This window comes from Streptococcus infantis (assembly GCF_047463615.1).
Taxonomy (GTDB): domain Bacteria; phylum Bacillota; class Bacilli; order Lactobacillales; family Streptococcaceae; genus Streptococcus; species Streptococcus infantis_X.
Map to the genome: position 1 here is coordinate 208,134 of NZ_JASHDO010000001.1, position 18,604 is coordinate 226,737.

20 protein-coding genes are annotated in these 18,604 nt (G+C 38.7%); 2 read left to right on the forward strand and 18 right to left on the reverse strand.

The annotated features are described in order from the left end of the window. Positions 1-63: 63 nt before the first annotated feature. The 18 genes from QM874_RS00985 to QM874_RS01070 all read right to left on the reverse strand — a co-directional run bounded on the left by QM874_RS00985 (position 64) and on the right by QM874_RS01070 (position 16,791). On the reverse strand, positions 64-1,053 hold the full coding sequence (locus QM874_RS00985; protein ID WP_414315869.1) for a lipoate--protein ligase: 990 nt from the start codon (positions 1,051-1,053) through the stop codon (positions 64-66). Between the two features lie 58 nt (positions 1,054-1,111). After that, complete coding sequence (lpdA, locus tag QM874_RS00990; RefSeq protein ID WP_414315870.1) at positions 1,112-2,815, reverse strand: dihydrolipoyl dehydrogenase; 1,704 nt, start codon at positions 2,813-2,815, stop codon at positions 1,112-1,114. A 39-nt stretch (positions 2,816-2,854) separates the two neighbouring features. After that, positions 2,855-3,898, reverse strand: coding sequence for a dihydrolipoamide acetyltransferase (locus tag QM874_RS00995; protein WP_414272302.1), 1,044 nt, complete (start codon positions 3,896-3,898; stop codon positions 2,855-2,857). A gap of 645 nt (positions 3,899-4,543) precedes the next feature. After that, on the reverse strand, positions 4,544-5,536 hold the full coding sequence (locus QM874_RS01000; RefSeq protein WP_000448506.1) for an alpha-ketoacid dehydrogenase subunit beta: 993 nt from the start codon (positions 5,534-5,536) through the stop codon (positions 4,544-4,546). 16 nt (positions 5,537-5,552) lie between these two features. Continuing rightward, entirely contained in the window at positions 5,553-6,521 is a 969-nt protein-coding gene (locus tag QM874_RS01005; protein WP_414315871.1) for a thiamine pyrophosphate-dependent dehydrogenase E1 component subunit alpha, read from the reverse strand. A gap of 179 nt (positions 6,522-6,700) precedes the next feature. After that, positions 6,701-8,041 carry an MATE family efflux transporter gene (locus QM874_RS01010; protein ID WP_414315872.1) on the reverse strand — a complete coding sequence of 447 codons (1,341 nt, stop codon included), beginning with the start codon at positions 8,039-8,041 and terminating at the stop codon, positions 6,701-6,703. A 40-nt stretch (positions 8,042-8,081) separates the two neighbouring features. Next, positions 8,082-8,312 (reverse strand): hypothetical protein, encoded by a 231-nt coding sequence (locus tag QM874_RS01015; RefSeq protein ID WP_414315873.1) that lies wholly within the window; start codon positions 8,310-8,312, stop codon positions 8,082-8,084. Positions 8,313-8,322: 10 nt separating this feature from the next. After that, positions 8,323-9,594, reverse strand: a complete 1,272-nt coding sequence (locus QM874_RS01020; protein WP_414315874.1) for a dihydroorotase — start codon at positions 9,592-9,594, stop codon at positions 8,323-8,325. Between the two features lie 12 nt (positions 9,595-9,606). Beyond that, entirely contained in the window at positions 9,607-10,071 is a 465-nt protein-coding gene (locus QM874_RS01025) for an NUDIX hydrolase (RefSeq protein WP_001135775.1), read from the reverse strand. 9 nt (positions 10,072-10,080) lie between these two features. Continuing rightward, the gene (locus QM874_RS01030) at positions 10,081-10,734 is read right to left on the reverse strand and encodes a uracil-DNA glycosylase (RefSeq protein ID WP_414315875.1); all 654 of its coding nucleotides are present in this window, start codon (positions 10,732-10,734) and stop codon (positions 10,081-10,083) included. Positions 10,735-10,851: 117 nt separating this feature from the next. After that, positions 10,852-11,763: a hypothetical protein gene (locus tag QM874_RS01035; RefSeq protein WP_414315876.1), complete on the reverse strand. Its 912-nt coding sequence runs from the start codon at positions 11,761-11,763 to the stop codon at positions 10,852-10,854. A 29-nt stretch (positions 11,764-11,792) separates the two neighbouring features. Further along, the gene (locus tag QM874_RS01040) at positions 11,793-12,485 is read right to left on the reverse strand and encodes a YjjG family noncanonical pyrimidine nucleotidase (RefSeq protein WP_414315877.1); all 693 of its coding nucleotides are present in this window, start codon (positions 12,483-12,485) and stop codon (positions 11,793-11,795) included. Between the two features lie 64 nt (positions 12,486-12,549). Continuing rightward, the gene (locus QM874_RS01045; RefSeq protein ID WP_414315878.1) at positions 12,550-12,888 is read right to left on the reverse strand and encodes a type II toxin-antitoxin system RelE/ParE family toxin; all 339 of its coding nucleotides are present in this window, start codon (positions 12,886-12,888) and stop codon (positions 12,550-12,552) included. Continuing rightward, entirely contained in the window at positions 12,881-13,174 is a 294-nt protein-coding gene (locus QM874_RS01050; RefSeq protein WP_414315879.1) for an antitoxin, read from the reverse strand. Before QM874_RS01050 ends, QM874_RS01045 begins: the two co-directional genes overlap by 8 nt. 257 nt (positions 13,175-13,431) lie before the next feature. Further along, complete coding sequence (gene pta / locus QM874_RS01055) at positions 13,432-14,406, reverse strand: phosphate acetyltransferase (RefSeq protein WP_045762943.1); 975 nt, start codon at positions 14,404-14,406, stop codon at positions 13,432-13,434. 15 nt (positions 14,407-14,421) lie between these two features. After that, positions 14,422-15,321 carry an RluA family pseudouridine synthase gene (locus tag QM874_RS01060; protein WP_414315880.1) on the reverse strand — a complete coding sequence of 300 codons (900 nt, stop codon included), beginning with the start codon at positions 15,319-15,321 and terminating at the stop codon, positions 14,422-14,424. Further along, positions 15,318-16,136, reverse strand: coding sequence for an NAD kinase (locus tag QM874_RS01065; RefSeq protein ID WP_414315881.1), 819 nt, complete (start codon positions 16,134-16,136; stop codon positions 15,318-15,320). Before QM874_RS01065 ends, QM874_RS01060 begins: the two co-directional genes overlap by 4 nt. After that, positions 16,120-16,791: a GTP pyrophosphokinase gene (locus QM874_RS01070; RefSeq protein ID WP_414315882.1), complete on the reverse strand. Its 672-nt coding sequence runs from the start codon at positions 16,789-16,791 to the stop codon at positions 16,120-16,122. The genes QM874_RS01065 and QM874_RS01070 overlap by 17 nt, the downstream gene beginning before the upstream one ends. Positions 16,792-16,926: 135 nt before the next feature. Here QM874_RS01070 and QM874_RS01075 point away from each other — a divergent pair, with 135 nt between their 5' ends. Beyond that, the gene (locus QM874_RS01075) at positions 16,927-17,496 is read left to right on the forward strand and encodes a CYTH domain-containing protein (RefSeq protein WP_414315883.1); all 570 of its coding nucleotides are present in this window, start codon (positions 16,927-16,929) and stop codon (positions 17,494-17,496) included. Between the two features lie 163 nt (positions 17,497-17,659). Next, on the forward strand, positions 17,660-18,604 hold the full coding sequence (locus tag QM874_RS01080) for a ribose-phosphate diphosphokinase (protein WP_414270058.1): 945 nt from the start codon (positions 17,660-17,662) through the stop codon (positions 18,602-18,604).

The following is an 18,604-nucleotide window of genomic DNA, read 5'->3' on the forward strand; positions in this document are numbered from 1 at the left end:
TCATTATTTTTGAATATCAAGTCTAAGATAAAAGATATCCATGTTAAATGGATATCTTTTACTTTATTCAACAACAGCTTCAGCAATTTCTTCAGCAGTAATTCCTGCGAAGTAACGACCTAAGTTAATGGTATGAAGTGCTTTGAGGACATCTTCACGTTCGTATTTGACACCACGAAGGACATCTTCTACTGCTGCAACATCTTCGATACCAAAGAAGTCACCGTAAATCTTGATATCTTGAATTTTTGATTCAATGACATTAGCGAAGATTTCCACCTTACCGCTTGGGAATTTAGTTCCACGACGGACATTGTATTCAGGTGATTTCCCATAGTTCCAGTCCCAAGTTCCAAACTTAGTATCTTTGATACGATTGATTTCAGCCAATTCTTCATCTGAGAATACATACTCAGTCATCTCAGGGTATTCTTTTTTCATGTATTCCAAGAGTAAATCACGGAATTCTTCAACAGTGATCTTTTCTGGCAACTCATCGATAATATTAGTTACTCGAGCACGGACTGATTTAACCCCTTTTGATTCAAACTTATCTTTAGACACTTTAAGTGCGTTAGCTAGGACTGACAAATCCACGTCAAAGAGAAGACAACCATGGTGCATGATACGGCCATTGATATAGGCTTGTGCATTTCCACAGAATTTCTTACCGTCTATTTCTAAGTCGTTACGGCCTGTAAATTCAGCTTTAACACCAAGTTCAGCCAAAGTATTGATAACTGGAGTAGAGAAGCTCTTGAAGTCAAAGGCCTTCTTTTCATCTTCTTTTGAAATGATGGTATAGTTAAGATTGTTCAAATCATGGTAAACAGCTCCACCACCACTGATCCGACGGACTACTTCAATACCGTTATCGCGTACATAGTCACGGTTAATTTCTTCGATGGTATTTTGGTGACGTCCTACAATGATAGATGGTTTGTTGATCCAAAGAAGGAAGATTTGATCTTCATCAAGAAGATGTTTAAAAGCATACTCCTCTAAAGCAATATTAAAGGCAGTGTCGTTTGAATGATTGATAATGTATTTCATAAGATACCTTCTAATACGATAGAGACTGGAAAATAATTCCAGTCTAGTCTATCTATTTTTATTTTTTCTTAGGTGAATGGATAGCCATTCCAAGAACATCAGCAAATGCTTCGTACATAACTTCAGAGTAAGTTGGGTGTCCGTGGATAGTCTTAAGCATTTCTTCAACAGTAATTTCCATTTCAATGATACTTGACGCTTCGTTGATCAATTCAGCTGCTGCTGGACCAATGATATGAACACCAAGGATTTCACCATATTTCTTGTCTGCAATGACTTTAACAAATCCTTGAGCAGCATCAGATGCAATTGCACGTCCGTTTGCGGCAAAGTTGAATTTACCGATTTGGACATCGTATTTCTCACGAGCTTGTTCTTCAGTCAAACCAACTGCTGCTACTTCTGGAAGTGTATAGATAGCTGCAGGAGTTAAGTTTAATTTGGCAACAGCGTGGTTTCCTTTAAGTGCATTTTCAGCTGCTACTTCACCCATACGGAAGGCAGCGTGAGCTAACATTTTAGTACCGTTGATATCACCTGGTGCATAGATACCTGGAACAGAAGTTTCCATGTATTCGTTGACTTTGATACGACCACGTTCTAATTCAAACTCAACTTCACCGATACCTTCAAGGTCTGGAACACGTCCAATTGATAGAAGAGCTTTGTTAGCAATGATATCATCTTTTCCTTCAACCTTGATACGAAGTTTGCCATCTTCTTCAATAATTTCTTGAAGTTTAGTATCCGTCAAGATAGTCATACCCTTGCGTTCAAGGATTAAACGAAGGTTCTTAGATACTTCAGCATCCATAGCTGGAACAATACGATCCATCATTTCGATAACAGTAACTTTTGAACCGAACGTCATGAAGGCTTGACCGAGTTCGATACCAACGACACCACCACCGATGATAACGAGGCTTTCAGGAACTTCGTTCATTTCAAGGATATCATCACTAGTCATGACAAGTGATGATTCCATACCGGGAACATTAATCTTACTTACTTTAGAACCACCAGCAAGGATGATTTTCTTGGTTTCAAGCAATTCAGAACCATTTACCAAGACATTCTTATCTTTAGTAATAGTACCGATACCTTTATGAACATCAACGCCGTAGCTACGAAGTAGTCCTGCAACACCACCAACAAGAGTATTAACAACTTTAGATTTAGTTTCTAAAAGTTTTTCCATATCAACAGTGAAGTTAGGACTTTCAATTACGATACCACGATTTGCTGCATGACCGATATTCTCGATAATTTCAGCGTTATGGAGGTAAGTCTTAGTTGGAATACATCCACGGTTTAAGCAAGTTCCACCAAGTTCAGATTTCTCAACAAGAGCAACCTTACCACCTAATTGTGCAGCTTTAATAGCAGATACATAACCAGCAGGTCCACCACCGATAACAACAATATCGTAAGCGTCATCGCTCTTACCATCATCATTTGAGGCACTTGCTGCAGGTGCTGGACTAGCTTCTGGTGCAGCTGCTCCAGCTGTTGGGATATTTTCCCCTTCTTCACCAAGATAACCGATAACTTCAGTAACAGGGACAGTCTCTCCGTCACCTTTTAGGATAGCGATCAAGTATCCATCTTCTTCTGCTTCCAATTCCATGCTGACTTTGTCAGTCATGATTTCCAAAAGGATTTCTCCTTCTTTTACAAATTCTCCGACTTTTTTATTCCATTGGACGATTTGTCCTTCTGTCATATCCACGCCGGCTTTTGGCATAATTACTTCTAAGGCCATATCTTACTTCCTTTATCTATATTTCTAATAATAAATACTTTAAACCAACATTGAGATTGGGTTTTCAATCAAAGCTTTCAAGTCTTTCATAAACTTAGCACCAGCCATACCATCTACGACACGGTGGTCAATTGTCAATCCAAGACTCATAATTGGACGAATCACGATTTCACCATTTACTACAACCGGTTTTTCAACTGTTGAGCTAACACCGAGGATTGCTGAGTTCGGTTGGTTGATGATAGGACCAAATGATTGAACACCAAACATTCCCAAGTTACTGATGGTGAAGGTTGAATTTTGCAATTCGCTAGGAGCTAGTTTACCATCCAAAGTACGTCCGATGACATCTTTAAATGCAACAACCAATTCAGACAAGGTCATCTTTTCAGCATTGTAGACAACTGGTGTCATCAATCCATTATCCATACCAACCGCCATCGCAAGGTTGACATAGTTGTGAGTGATAATTGTCTTACCATCTTCAGTTAATGAAGCGTTAATGTATGGGTGTTTCATAAGAGTTTTAACAACCGCAAGTGAAAGCAAGTCTGTAACAGTGATTTTCTTACCAGTTGCTTCCATGATTGGATCAAGGACTTTCTTACGAAGGGCAAGCATTTCAGACATATCGACATCGTAGTTAAGCGTGAAGGTTGGGGCAGTTAAGTATGACTCAACCATACGTTGAGCAATAACCTTACGCATGGGTGTCATTGGAATACGCTCGATTTCCCCATAAGGAGTTACGTTATCTGGAACTTCTTCCACTTTTTCAATCTGAGAAGGTGACTTAATCGTATCGTTTTCAATATTTTCCGGAAGGAAAGCTAAAACATCCTTCTTCATAATCTTGCCACGATGACCAGTTCCTTGGATTTCTTGCCATGCAATGTTATGTTCAAGGGCAATTCGTTTTGCAAGTGGTGAAATGCGAACCACATTAGTGTCTTTAAATGTTTCCACGTCTTCTTTGTGGACACGACCGTTTGCGCCTGAGCCAGAAATATCGTAGAGATTAATTCCTAAATCATCCGCTAATTTTCTAGCTGCAGGAGTCGCTCTTAGCTTATCATCAGCCATGGCCTCTCCTATTCTATTATAAGATACTAAGGGCGTCAAAAGTCAAAGTGAAAATAGGAAACCTGACGAAGAAACTTTAGTTTCTAGGAAAGTTTATCTTTTTCACACAGACTTTAGCCCGAGTTCAATTATATGATGCAAAGGGCGTTTAAAAGCGACCGAAAAATAGGAAATCAACGTAGACTTCGATGAAGTCAAGGAGATTTATCTTTTTTCCGAGCTTTTAGCCCGTGCTCTAATCTAAGATATTAAGGACGAAGAGGGCAATGAAAAAATAGGAGATTGACGATGTGTTCCATGAACACAAGGAAATCTATCTTTTTTTCGCAGACCTCCGTCCGAATTCAATTATAAGATACTAAGGGCGTCAAAAGTCACAGTGAAAATAGGAAACTTGACGAAGAAACTTTAGTTTCCAGGAAAGTTTATCTTTTTCACACAGACTTTAGCCCGAGTTCAATTCTACAAGCAACTTGGATACACACGTATCTCAAGTTGCTACGGTTGTCGCTATCAGGCGGTCAACCTAGTAGACTTACTAATTCGTTCGTCAAATATCATCGATTCGACTCACTCATGTCGCATTTTATCTATTTCAAAATGAAAGATAAAACCACGAATATGTTACATAATTTATTTTATGTATTATTGTTTATTATATGTTTTACGGATTGCATCTTTGATGCTTTCAACTGTCGGAATCATTGCATTTTCAAGATTTTGTGCATAAGGCATTGGTACATCCTCACCTGCACAACGGCGAATAGGTGCATCTAAATAATCGAATGCTTCTGATTCTGAAATAATAGCTGAGATTTCACCGATAAAACCACTTGTCTTGTGGGCATCGTTTACAAGAACTACTTTTCCAGTCTTCTTAACTGAATTAATGATGATGTCTTTATCAAGTGGGACCAAAGTACGTGGGTCTACTACTTCTACTGAGATGCCTTCTTCAGCCAATTCTTCAGCTGCTTGCATGACACGACGAAGCATTTTACCGTATGTTACTACTGTTACATCAGTTCCTTCGCGTTTGATTTCTCCAACACCAAGTGGGATAGTATAGTCTGGATCAACAGGTACTTCACCTTTTTGGTTAAATTCTGATTTGTATTCAAGAATGATAACAGGGTTGTTGTCACGGATAGAAGACTTAAGAAGTCCCTTCATATCAGCTGGTGTACCTGGAGCTACAACCTTCAATCCTGGGATATGAGTAAACCAAGATTCCAATGATTGTGAGTGCTGAGCTGCAGAACCAACTCCGTTACCAGCTGCACATCGGATTGTCATAGGCACTTGACCTTTACCGCCAAACATGTAACGAGTTTTAGCTGCTTGGTTGACGATATTATCCATGGCAATAACTGAAAAGTCCATGAAAGTCATATCAACGATTGGACGAAGTCCAGTCATAGCAGCACCAGCAGCTGCTCCAGAAATAGCTGCTTCGGAAATCGGACAGTCACGAACACGTTCTGGTCCAAATTCCTCAAGCATACCTACAGATGTACCAAAGTCTCCACCAAAGACACCTACATCTTCACCCATCAAGAGTACATTTTCATCGCGACGCATTTCCTCAGACATTGCAAGGATAATGGTATCGCGGAAAGACATTAATTTTGTTTCCATATTTCTCTACTTCTCCTTAGTCTGCGTAAATATCTTCAAAAGCTGATTCTAGTGGAGGGAATGGACTTTCTTCTGCAAACTTAACAGATGCTTCCACTGCTTCCTTAACTTGCGCTTGAATTTCTTCAAGTTCTTCTGCACTTGCAATCTTGTTCTCAACAAGGTACTTGCGAAGATTTTCGATTGGATCTTTTTCTTTCCACTCATCGACTTCTTCACGTGTACGATATTTACCAGGGTCTGATGATGAGTGACCAAGCCAACGATAGGTTACACTTTCGATCAAGACAGGACCGTTACCAGAACGAACATGGTCAACTGCTTTTTTAAATCCTTCGTAGACATCGATAACATTGTTACCGTCTTCGATAAACATTCCAGGAATACCGTAAGCAGCACTACGCTCATGGATATGCTTGACATTAGTCATTTTCTTAATATCGGCAGAGATTCCATAACCGTTATTGATACAGTAGAAAATTACCGGAAGATTCCAAATTGAAGCCATATTAACAGCTTCGTGGAATACACCTTCATTAGTCGCTCCATCACCAAAGAAGCAGACAACGATTTTACCAGTGTTTTTCATTTGTTGAGTAAGGGCAGCCCCTACTGCGATTCCCATACCACCACCAACAATACCGTTGGCACCAAGGTTACCTGCATCAAGGTCGGCGATGTGCATAGATCCACCTTTACCTTTACAAGTCCCTGTATACTTACCAAGGATTTCAGCCATCATCCCATTGAGGTCGATACCCTTAGCAATGGCTTGTCCGTGACCACGGTGGTTTGAGGTGATGAGGTCATCTTCCTTTAGAGCTAACATAGCCCCAACGTTGGCAGCTTCCTCACCAACAGAAAAGTGCGTCATACCGGGCACTTTTCCTTTTTTTACTAATTGAGCAATTTTTAAGTCCATACGACGAATTTCTTCCATCTTACGGAACATCTCAAGCAAAAGACTTTTATCTAAAGTTGACATAATCTTGCCTTTCTAAGTTTAATTTCTTATAGTTCTATTCTAACTTATAGGTTAACTAGAGTCAAAGATTATGCTTGATATTTTTTCACAATATAAAAAAAGAAAAGTCAATGAAATCAAGACTTTTCTTTACATAAAATAACTATTTCACAAACTTTTTTCCGGTTTTTTTCATCAAATTATTTGATTGTTTTCATAATAACTTGTAAACGCCACTGATAAAGGATACCACTAATCACCAGACTAACAATTAAACCAATCCAATAAGAATAGGCACCTAATCCTGTCCAGTAATCTAAGACTATTCCCAGTGGAATAGCTACGCCCCAGTATCCGAGAAGTCCAAGATAGAAGGGAACAACCGTATCCTTGTAGCCACGTAAAATTCCTTGCAGAGGTGCTGCGAAGGTATCAGCTAATTGGAAAAACAAACTATAGGTCATAAAAGAAGCTGTCAATTGAATGAAATCGGGATCTTGACCATAGAGACTAGCAACATTTTCACGATAAATATAAAGAAAACTAAGTGTCAAAATCGCGAAAATCATAGCTGTTAAACGTCCAATATGTATGTATTGCTTAGCATCGGTTAAGCGTTTAGCTCCTACTTCGTAAGAAACAACAATAGCCATGGCTGTTGAGATGCTCATAGGAAAGGCATACATGAGATTTGAGAAGTTCATGGCAGACTGATGGCTGGCGATGATGAGAGATGAAAACTTTGCCATAATCAATCCGACTACTGAAAAAATGGCTACTTCAGCAAAGACAGTTCCTCCGATTGGTAACCCAAGACGAATAGCTTCTTTGATTTTTTCTATTCGCAAGGGCATTGGTACTTCTAGATGATATTCCTTAAGCTTTTTATGCTTTAACAAGACTAAGATAGAAATCAATAACAAAGCCCAATAGGCAAGTGAGGTACCAAGACCTGCTCCTGCACCTCCAAGTTCAGGCACTCCAAAAGCTCCATAAATCAGTACATAGTTGAAACCACTATTAAAAGGAAGCAAGAGAAGCATGAGATACATAGATAATTTTGTTAATCCGAGTGTATCAAGTAGAGAACGTATCACACTGAAAAGTAAGAGCGGGATAATACCAATAGCTAGTAGCCACAAATAACGGGTTGCTACACTTTTTACAGCTGTCTCTAATCCCATATATCCCAAAATGACTGGTACTAAAAAGAAGACTAATATAAAAAGAATAAGGGATAAGGCTAATGATAGATAAATAAATTGATAAAAATCTGAAGCAACCTCTTTCTTCTTTCCTTGGCCCAGATGGTGTCCGATAATTGGTACTAAGGCTGATACAATCCCTGTCAGAAAGGTGAAAAAAGGATTCCATAAGCTTGTAGCTATTGAAACACCTGCTAGATCCAGTGTATTATACTGCCCCGTCATTGTTGTATCAACAAAGGAAGCCGAATAATTAGCAAATTGGTAAATCAATATCGGAAAGAATATTTTTAAAAATAAGATGATTTTGTCTTTAATAGTTTCTGTTGTATGCATACCTACTCTTTCTACTCCTTTTCATCCAAGCCAAAAAGCTTTAAGCCGTATTTTTTAAGCTTAATGGCGGATTACTAACTTTTGATGTCGTGTGCCAACAATTACAAGTGTTGCAATAATAACTCCTAACCAAGCCACCATTATCATAGTCTACGGCGTGGTCAGCTTTTTCCTTGGTTTCATATTGAATTTTAGCACGGTTGGCAGCAGGACAAAACACTCCGTGACAAGCCTTTCGTTTTCTATCTCTAAGTTTACGAAAATAATTCATCCTCAAGCTCCTAATCTGCTTGATAAACGATTTGTCCCTTACAGATAGTGTATTTAACCTGCCCTTTTAATTGTTCACCAATGAATGGTGAATTAGCTGCTTTAGAAGCAAAATGACTATCCACGATTCGGTCCGCTTTATCATCAAAAATTGTAATATCAGCTGGACCGTTTTCTGATAGATAACCTGCTTCAAAGTTATAAAGTTTAGCTGGGTTGTAAGACATTTTTTCTAGCAATTGCATTAAACTCAACTCACCAGGTTCCACCAAATAGGTTAAACCTAGTGATAAAGAAGTTTCCAAACCTGTCATACCTGATGGCGCTTTGGTAATATCCTCAACATTTTTCTCATCAGCATGGTGAGGCGCGTGGTCAGTAGCAATGACAGAAATGATTCCAGATTTTAAACCTTCAATAACAGCACGTCGGTCAGATTCCAGACGTAGAGGTGGATTCATCTTTGCGTTGCTTCCTTTAGTCAAGAGAAGTGCTTCAGTCTTCGAAAAATGCTGTGGAGCAACTTCTGCAGTTACGATTGCTCCAATATTTTGAGCAAACTCCACAACCTTGACACTTTCTTCCTTAGATAAATGCTGAATATGAACATGAGCCTTGGTTGCATAGGCAATCATGACATCACGAGCAATCATAGCGTACTCTGCAACTCCTGTTGCACCGCAGATATGAAAATGCTCTTTAGCGATATTTTCGTTAAAACCAAGCGTACCATTCAAGCCAGGATCTTCTTCATGAAGACTAATAAAAGTATTTAGTTTTTTCGCTTCTTCCATGGCTTCTTTGACAACTTTACTACTTTCAAGAGGAATCCCGTCATCAGAAAAACCAACTGCCCCAGCATCTAAAAGAGCTTTAAAGTCAGTTAGGTCTTGACCATTAAAGTTTTTGGTAATTGTAGCCACAGACTTAACGTTAATTTTTTCCTTGGCTGCTGATTGAAGAACTTCCTCTAAAGTCTCAACATCGGAGATAGTTGGATTGGTATTAGCCATCATAACGACAGTTGTAAAACCACCTGCAGCTGCTGCTAAAGCACCTGTATGAATGTCTTCTTTATGTGTTTGACCTGGTTCACGGAAATGAACATGGATATCTACCAATCCAGGTGCTACAACTAAGCCTGTTGCATCAATGACTTCTGCACCTTCTTCACTAATTTGTGATGCAATTTTTATAATTTTCCCTTCATCTACCAAAACATCGCAAACTTGATCCAAACCTGATTTAGGATCCATGACACGACCGTTTTTGATTACTAACATATCTATACTCCTTTACTCATAGAAATCAACTTGAGTGTCCAATAATTTATCACCGTCATAAACAAACTTGGCTGAAAAAAATGGTTTATCTTCTAAAAGCCACTCGACAAAGGTGTGGTCACCTTCCCAAGTCGGTTTACTCAAAACCTCATCGTAAGGAACCCATTCTAATGTTCCTTCATTACAGTCAATCAATTCTCCTTCGAATTCTGTCACCTTAAAGACGTAGGTGTACCAGTCCAAGTCAGGAGTGAATTCAGGAAAGGTGATCACTCCTTTTAATACTGGTTTTGCTTTTAGACCAGTTTCTTCTAAAATCTCACGAGCAGCACATTCTTGTGGAGTTTCTCCACGCTCTAACTTTCCACCTACACCGATCCATTTTCCTTCATGGACATCATTAGGCTTTTTATTGCGATGAAGCATGAGTAGCTCTTTCCCGTTATCAATGTAGCAAATTGTCGCTAACTGAGGCATATTCTCTCCTTATCTAAGCCAATCAATTGACTCTTGTCCACTTTCTTTTAAGAATGCATTGGCCTTAGAAAAAGGCTTGGAACCCCAAAATCCTCTGTAAACTGAAAGAGGACTCGGGTGGGCTGATTCGATAATCAAGTGCTGAGGATTTGTAACCAAGGACTTCTTCTTACGTGCATAAGCACCCCAAAGAACAAATACTACTGGTCTATCTAAATTATTGACAACCTTAATCACTGCATCGGTGAAAGGCTCCCATATTTGACCAGCATGACCATTAGCCTGGCTAGCAGGGACAGTCAAGCAAGCATTAAGAAGCAAGACTCCCTGCTCGGCCCAAGAGGTCAAGTCATGAGACGGTTTTACCCCAATATCATCCGCAAGTTCTTTTAAAATATTTTGCAAAGAAGGAGGTGCTGGGATAGAATCAGGAACTGAAAAACTCAATCCCTGAGCCTGACCTGGCCCATGATAGGGATCTTGCCCTAGAATTACCACCTTAACTTCTTCAAGCGGTGTTGTCAATAGAGCCTGAAAAACTTTTTCCTTAGGCGGATAAACAGTTCCCTGAGCATAAACCTGCTCCATAAAATGATTGATTTTCCCAAAATAACCTTCAGGTAATTGCTCCTTAATCAAGGCGTGCCAGGATGAGTGTTCCATTGCTTTCTCCTTCGTTTTTACTGCTACTATTATAGCAAAAAGTGGCTATCTAAACCACTTTTAAAAGTATCTATTAAGATTTGAGAAGTTTTAGAATGAATTTATACTAAAGAGCCTTTATTCAACTCCATTTCTCATATTAGAAAGGATAAATTCTTTGTCGATTTCATCAATAGTCAATTCTGTTCGAGTATTAAGTTTTTCATCAAATCTTTTATTCAATTCCTTTACAACGCTTATCTTAAACTCATCACTTGATTTTTGTTTATAGTAATCAAATCCTCCAGAAGCAGCACTACAGCAACTCCCCCAATCTGAAAGATAGCCTATTATTTCAAAAACACTATCATTATATCTTTCAAATCTTTTCGTTGCAGAACTTTTTAAATAGCCTGAAATACAATTTACAAAAGAGTAGTAATACTTAGAGTCACGAAATGAATTGAATTCTACACTATGAAAACTAGGATCAAGAATCCGTGCTGATCGTACATCTTCCATGGTGGGTTTCCTCGTCATTTTAATATCAGTCTGCAGATAAGCATAATAGGTTTCCTTATCAAAGAAAGCTCCATCTACCGCTATCAAAGCACCATACATACCATCTTCATACTGAAACACCATCACAGCACCGTTCCTATATTTGCTTTCTACAGGAACAGGTGGAGCAATAATCTTTTTGGGCTTGTCTTTTTTTACACTTATCTTTTCTAAAAACTTTTCTAGATTTTCACTTCTTTGTTCTAAAAATTCACTATCTGCACCTAATTCTTGGGCAAGTTCTAAATCTTCTTTGTTGAGAATGATTTCTTTAATTTCAAGCAAAAATTCATCATCTAATTGCCCAACTTCCCATAAACAGTGTGCTAAGGCGAACAAGACATCATACATATCGTCATCGTATAAATCCGATGTCAGGTCATTTTTGATTGTAATTGCATCTTCTCCTTGATTGTATCTCTCGAAGAATTCTTCTTTAATATCTGAGGAAGTGTCATTTCCAAAAATCGTTGCATCCCATGTTCCCATAATTTTATCCCCCTTTTATTTTGGCATCTTTATATTTTCCCCAAACAATTCAGCAAATCTTTGTAAGAATGAACTTCATAAGTTGGCTGAGCTTGTGTCTTATTTTCCAGATGATGAGGATTATACCAGATGGTATCGATGCCAGCATTATTTCCACCCTGAATATCAGCTGACAAAGAATCACCAATCATAAGGGTCTGATTTTTATCAAAGTTAGGGATTCGAGCTCCAATTTTTTCATAAAATTCAGCATCTGGTTTTTGGGTATGGAGCTGTTCTGATATGAAAATTTCCTTGAAATATGGTGCGATTCCAGATTGTTCTAGACGACCTGTTTGAATATAGGTGATTCCATTTGTTGCAGCATAAAGCTCATAACCTTGACTTATCAATTTTCTTAATAATTCTTCGACACCTGGGAAAGTCTGTCCCTGTTTTGATAGGAAAAACTGGTAGCGCTCAGCTAAGTAGGACCCATCATTTTCAATACCAAAGTGAGCAAACAATTTTGCAAAACGTGTATTGATCAATTCTGATTTTGTAATCTTTTTCTGTTCCAAATCCTTCCAAAGTGATTTGTTCATAGGCACATAATAATCTTTGTAAGCTTGGATATCCTCTACTCCTTCTTCTTCTAAGAGTTGCGTCAGAGCTATATCCTCAGCAGCATCAAAATCAAGTAAGGTGTGGTCGAGGTCGAATAATAGAAATTTGTATTTCAATTTAAAAACTTCCTTTCTTGGAGGGCAAAGAGTGGGACTAAATGATTCAAAAAAATTTTCACCTCTACTTATTGAATAGCTTAGCCCAATTTTGCTTGGAATTTAAAATTCTTGAGACATAAACCTCATATTTGTCGATATAATAAAAAGCTAAGTAATTTTCAATTGGCATATATCGATAACGTTTTCCGTCATTTGTTAATTCACCATAACCTCGACTCGATACCAAAGGGCATGCTTCTGGAAAGGTTTCTAAAGTTTCTAGTGCCGTTAGAATAAGGTCTAGTTTACTATCGGCAGATTGTTGACTGTAAAAATTCAGTACAATATAATCATGTATTTCTCTCAAGTCTTTCTTAGCTTTATCTGTAAGAGAAACATGGTAACGTTTATAATTACTCAAGTCCAAATTCCTTTCTTACATCTGCTAAAGACGTTAGTTTACCTTGCTCAATTTCTTGATGTCCCATCAAGATTTCTTTTTTCAAGTCTTCAAAAGCAACCTGATATTGGGGCTCTTGTGAATCACTAAATACGAATTCTTTAGGATCAACTGCACCTGTCGCAATTTTACGAAGTGCAGCATTAAAGATATCTGACAGGGTTAACTTTTCATCAGCTAAGATTTCTTTCGTTTGTTGGTAAAAAGTCGAATCTGCTCTAAAATTAACAGGTTGAGTATTTGCCATGATTAATACCTCGTTGTAAAGATGATTTGTAAATACATTATATCAAATTTAGATTTAAAATTCAACGAAAAGAGAGTGGTACAGAAATCAGTAATTCGTTAGAATTCGATTTCGTCGTCCAACCTCCGCACAGTTGAGTAGGGCTGTAAAAGCTGATGAAATCAGCGTAGTAGAGCCCACTCAACCACTGCGTCTTGTTCGACAATCCAAAGACAATTGAGAGGCTAGGACTTTTGTCCCAGCCTCTATCTTGTATTTTATTGGTGTACAGCTTGGGCTGCTGTGATAAGAGTAAGTTTGAAGACGTCGTCTGAGTTACATCCACGTGAAAGGTCATTAACTGGTTTGTTCAAACCTTGCAATACTGGACCAACCGCTGCAAAGCCACCAAGACGTTCTGCCATCTTGTAACCAATATTTCCTGCTTCAATACCTGGGAAGATAAAGACGTTTGCTTGTCCAGCAACCTTGCTTCCTGGCGCCTTAAGAGCAGCTGTTTCTGGAACAAAGGCCGCATCAAATTGCAATTCCCCATCAATTTCAAGGTCAGGACGAAGATCATGAGCAATCTTAGTTGCTTCAACAACTTTATCTACGCTTTCACCAAAACCTGAACCTTTAGTTGAATAGCTCAACATAGCGATTTTTGGTTCGATACCGAACATTTTAGCTGTGATAGCAGAGTTAATCGCAATTTCTGCCAAAGCTTCAGCGTCAGGATTGATATTGATGGCACAGTCACCAAAGAGGTAACGCTCAGTACCACGAACCATAAGGAAGGCACCTGAAGTACGGCTAACATTCGGACGAGTCTTGATAATTTGAAGAGCTGGACGAACAGTTGCCGCAGTAGAGTGAATAGCTCCTGAAACCATTCCATCTACCAAGCCCATGTAAACCAACATAACACCAAAATAGTTCACGTCTTTAACCAAGATTTCACGAGCTTCTTCTTCAGTCATTTTTCCTTTACGACGTTCTACAAGAGATGTTACCATTTCTTCAAATTGAGGATAGTGGGCTGGGTCGATGACTTCATAACCATCCATGATTCCTTCGATTTCAAGATAAATTTTAATTTTATCAGGATTTCCTAGTAGGACAGGGATAACTTCTGTTTCTTTTACGATGCGTTTTGTTGCTTGAAGAATACGTGGTTCTTCACCTTCAGGCAAGACAATACGTGCATTTTTACCAACTAGGTTGGCTTTTAAACTTTCAAAAACTTCCATGAGTTTTTACTCCTTTTAAGATAAATTATTATTTGATAACTGAGTAATAAGGGTGTTGAAATCATCCGGCAGTGGACTTTCCATCTCCAACTGCTCTTCAAGAAAAGGGTGATAAAACGATAGGTAATGGCAATGCAGAGCTTGACGCTCTATGCCATGTTCAAGACTACCACCATATAGGTCATCACCAAGCAATGGGAAACCAATATGGGAGAAATGGACACGAATCTGGTGTGTCCTTCCTGTATGCAGTCGAATATCAACTAGATGGATATTGCCATAAGACTCCACTATACGATAGGAAGTATGGGCATACTTACCACCTTTTGCCACTCGTCTAGTAATGATTGAATCTTCGTCACGGGCAATCGGTGCAATAATCTCACCTTGAGGTTCCAGAAAACCATCTCCTTTAACCAGAGCAAAGTATCGCTTTTCAATGGCTTTCTTTTGCAACTGTTTGTCTAGCCTAGCATGAGCATAACCATGTTTAGCAAAAAGCATGAGACCCGAAGTATCGCGATCTAGTCTGGTTACAATGTGAACCTGCTGATTTTCATAGTTCTGTTTCACATAGTAGCCCTTGATAAAGTTAGCGATGGTATTAGAATGATTAACACTAGGAATTGAGGCCACACCAAAGGGTTTATTTAGAATTAAGAAATGATCATCTTCAAAGAGAATATCCAGTGGATAATCAATTGCTTCCAGTGTCTCAAAACCTTCCTCAGGAGGAATGTCGATGATAACCACATCTCCTATATCCAAGAGATAGGTTGCATTTTGTGGATGACCGTTTACGCGAATATCTCCACCTCGAAACTTGATTTTGGCTAGCAAACCTTTAGAGACTTCATGCTTTTTTAAAAAGGTCTTTACCTTGACGTGTTCGTCAGCAATAAATTCAAACCTCATTCATCCACCTCACCAATAAAGGCATCCTTGACACGATTCCAAAAACTGGTATGACTTGGAGTCGCGACAAAGTGGATCTTGTGGTGGTCAATCTGGTACTCTATTCGCTCGATATTACGGAAGGAATAAACACTATTGTCAACTGAAATGGTATGATAGTCATTGCGAGTCGGTATCAACTCAATCTTATCCTTCTTAGGTACAATGATTGACGAACCGAGGGTTCGGTAGACACGATTGTTCAAACTTGCAATCTCCGTCAATTGCAGAGCTTCGATAGTGTGATGCAATACAGCCCCACCAATAGATTTATTATAGGCTGTACTTCCAGTCGGTGTCGAGACGGTCAAACCATCCCCTCGAAAACGCTCAAACGGTACATGATTGATAACAACATCCGCTACCATAGTTCGATCAGTTCTCCGAATGCTAGCTTCGTTCAAGGCACGGAAAATTTTCACTTCACCATTTTCTAGAAAAATCTTTACATTTAAAAGCGGATAGGATACTCTTGCTCCACTGTCTAAAAGCAGATTAGTAACCAATTGATCCAGTTCGAAATCACGATAGTCCGTATAAAAGCCCAGATGCCCCGTATGAACTCCCACAAAGCGAACCTTATCCAGCTGGTCTTCATACTTGTGAAAGGCAGACAAGAGCATGCCATCTCCACCAATGGAAATCACAATATCTGGATTTTTGTCGTTTAATATAAAGTTATTTTTCCTAAGTCGATCTTTTAACTCATATAGGACTCTTTGACTTTGAGGCTTGCGGTTAGCGATTAGATCAATTCGTTTACCTGTATTCTTCATCGGTATCGTCACTGTTTCCTACCCCGTCATTTAACTTTCTATGTAAGGGATCAAAGAGAGCTTGTGCTTCTTGAATATCATCACGAATCTTGCTCATTTCTTCGTCTAACTGGTGAGAAATCCTCGCAGTAATGGCAAGTCGTTCCTTGATTTCCTCTGGGAAATCTCCCTGATATTTATAGTTAAGCGAATGTTCGATCGTTGCCCAAAAATTCATAGCCAAAGTTCGAATCTGAATCTCAACTAAAATCGTTTTTGCACCCTTAATCGTGTCAACAGTGTACTCGATAATCAAGTGATATGAACGATAGCCCGAAGCCTTACGATGCTTAATATAGTCTCGTTCTTGAACGACTCTCATATCCTGTCTTTTATGAAGGATAGAGACAACTTCTTTCACGTCATCTACAAACTGAACCATAACACGCAAACCTGCAATATCCTGCAAGTCTTGCTCAAGTGTATCATAGCCGATTCCACGACGGACCATTTTTTCCTTGATACTTTCAATCGGTTTAACGCGACCAGTTACAAACTCGATTGGAGAATGTTTATTTTGCTTACGGTATTGTTTGCGAATACCACGAAGTTTAATCTTCAACTCTCCAACAGCCTGAATGTAAGGATCTAAAAACTCTTCCCATTCTGTAATCATATATTTTTTGTGTCCAATTCTCTATACACTTTAGATTTATCTAGTCTTTGATTTTATAGAAAAAATCATATACAATAAATACAATGCTTATTATACCATATAATCGCTTTCATAGATAAGGAAAAGGTTAAAAAAATGAAACATTTGGAAATTGAAATGAAAACTCTTTTAACTAAGGAAGAGTATCTCCGATTACAAGCAAATTTTTCGGAAATTTTACCGATAACACAGAAAAACTATTACCTAGACACGCCAGATTTTTATCTTCGCCAGCATAAAATTGCCATGCGCATTCGCACCTTTGAGGATAGTGGTGAATTGACTATCAAAATCCCACAAACCGTAGGAAATATGGAATATAATCAAGCCTTAAGCTTAGAAGAAGCCACCAAATGCCTTGAATCAGGAAAACTCCCTCAAGGAATGATTCTTGAGGAACTCCTCTCCCGCGGTATTACACCCAGAGATTGGACAGTTTTAGGTTGTTTGACGACCATTCGTTACGAAAAGGAAACTTCTATTGGTCTTATGGCACTTGATCAAAGCCACTACTTTGATATTGTTGACTACGAACTAGAGTTGGAGGTGGAAAATGGCGACCAAGGAAAGCTTGATTTTAAGGACTTTTTAGAGGCAAATGGCATCCATTACCAAAAAGCACCCTCAAAATTAGTTCGTTTTATAGAAAATATGAAAAAATACTGAAATTATCTTCTTTTTTTGATAGAATAGAAGGGATAAAAAATAATAGAATCTGTGTCGCAAATGCTTTCTTCAAATATACTTTTCTCAGACTAAGAGACAAGGATTTTTTAAGAAAAATAGTTTACTACACAGTTTCACATAGTTTATAGAGGACGGTTTATCAATGTCAGATACAAAAAACATGAAGCTTTTCGCTCTCAATTCCAATCAGGAAATTGCTCAAAAAATTGCTGATGCTGCTGGTGTACCACTTGGGAAGTTGTCTTCCCGTCAATTTTCAGACGGTGAAATCCAAGTCAACATCGAAGAAAGTGTCCGTGGTTATGACGTCTATATCATCCAATCAACCAGCTATCCTGTCAACAATCACTTGATGGAACTCTTGATTATGGTTGATGCCTGTGTTCGCGCTAGTGCAAATACGATTAACGTTGTCCTTCCTTACTTTGGCTACGCGCGTCAAGACCGTATCGCTTCTTCTCGTGAACCACTTACTGCCAAGCTTGTTGCCAACATGTTGGTTAAAGCTGGGGTTAGTCGTGTCTTAACTCTTGATCTACACGCTGTACAGGTTCAAGGTTTCTTTGATATTCCAGTCGATAACCTCTACACAATTCCACTTTTTGCAAAACACTATTGTGATAAAGGACTCGTTGGTTCAGATGTGGTTGTTGTTAGCCCTAAGAACTCTGGTGTAAAACGTGCTCGTAGCCTTGCTGAATATCTTGATGCTCCAATTGCGATTATCGACTATGCGCAAGATGATTCTGAACGCAACCAAGGCTATATCATTGGTGATGTTGAAGGTAAAAAAGCAATCTTGATCGATGATATTCTTAACACTGGACGTACTTTCTCTGAAGCAGCTAAAATCGTGGAACGCGAAGGCGCAACTGAAATCTATGCTGTTTCAAGTCACGGACTTTTTGTTGAAGGTGCTGCAGAATTGTTAGATGCAGCAAATATCAAGGAAATCTTGGTAACAGACTCTGTTGCAACTAAAGGGAAAACACCTAAAAACGTACAATACATCACTGCTAGCGAATTGATTGGTGATGCTATGGTTCGTATTCACGAAAGAAAACCAGTTAGTCCACTATTTAAATAG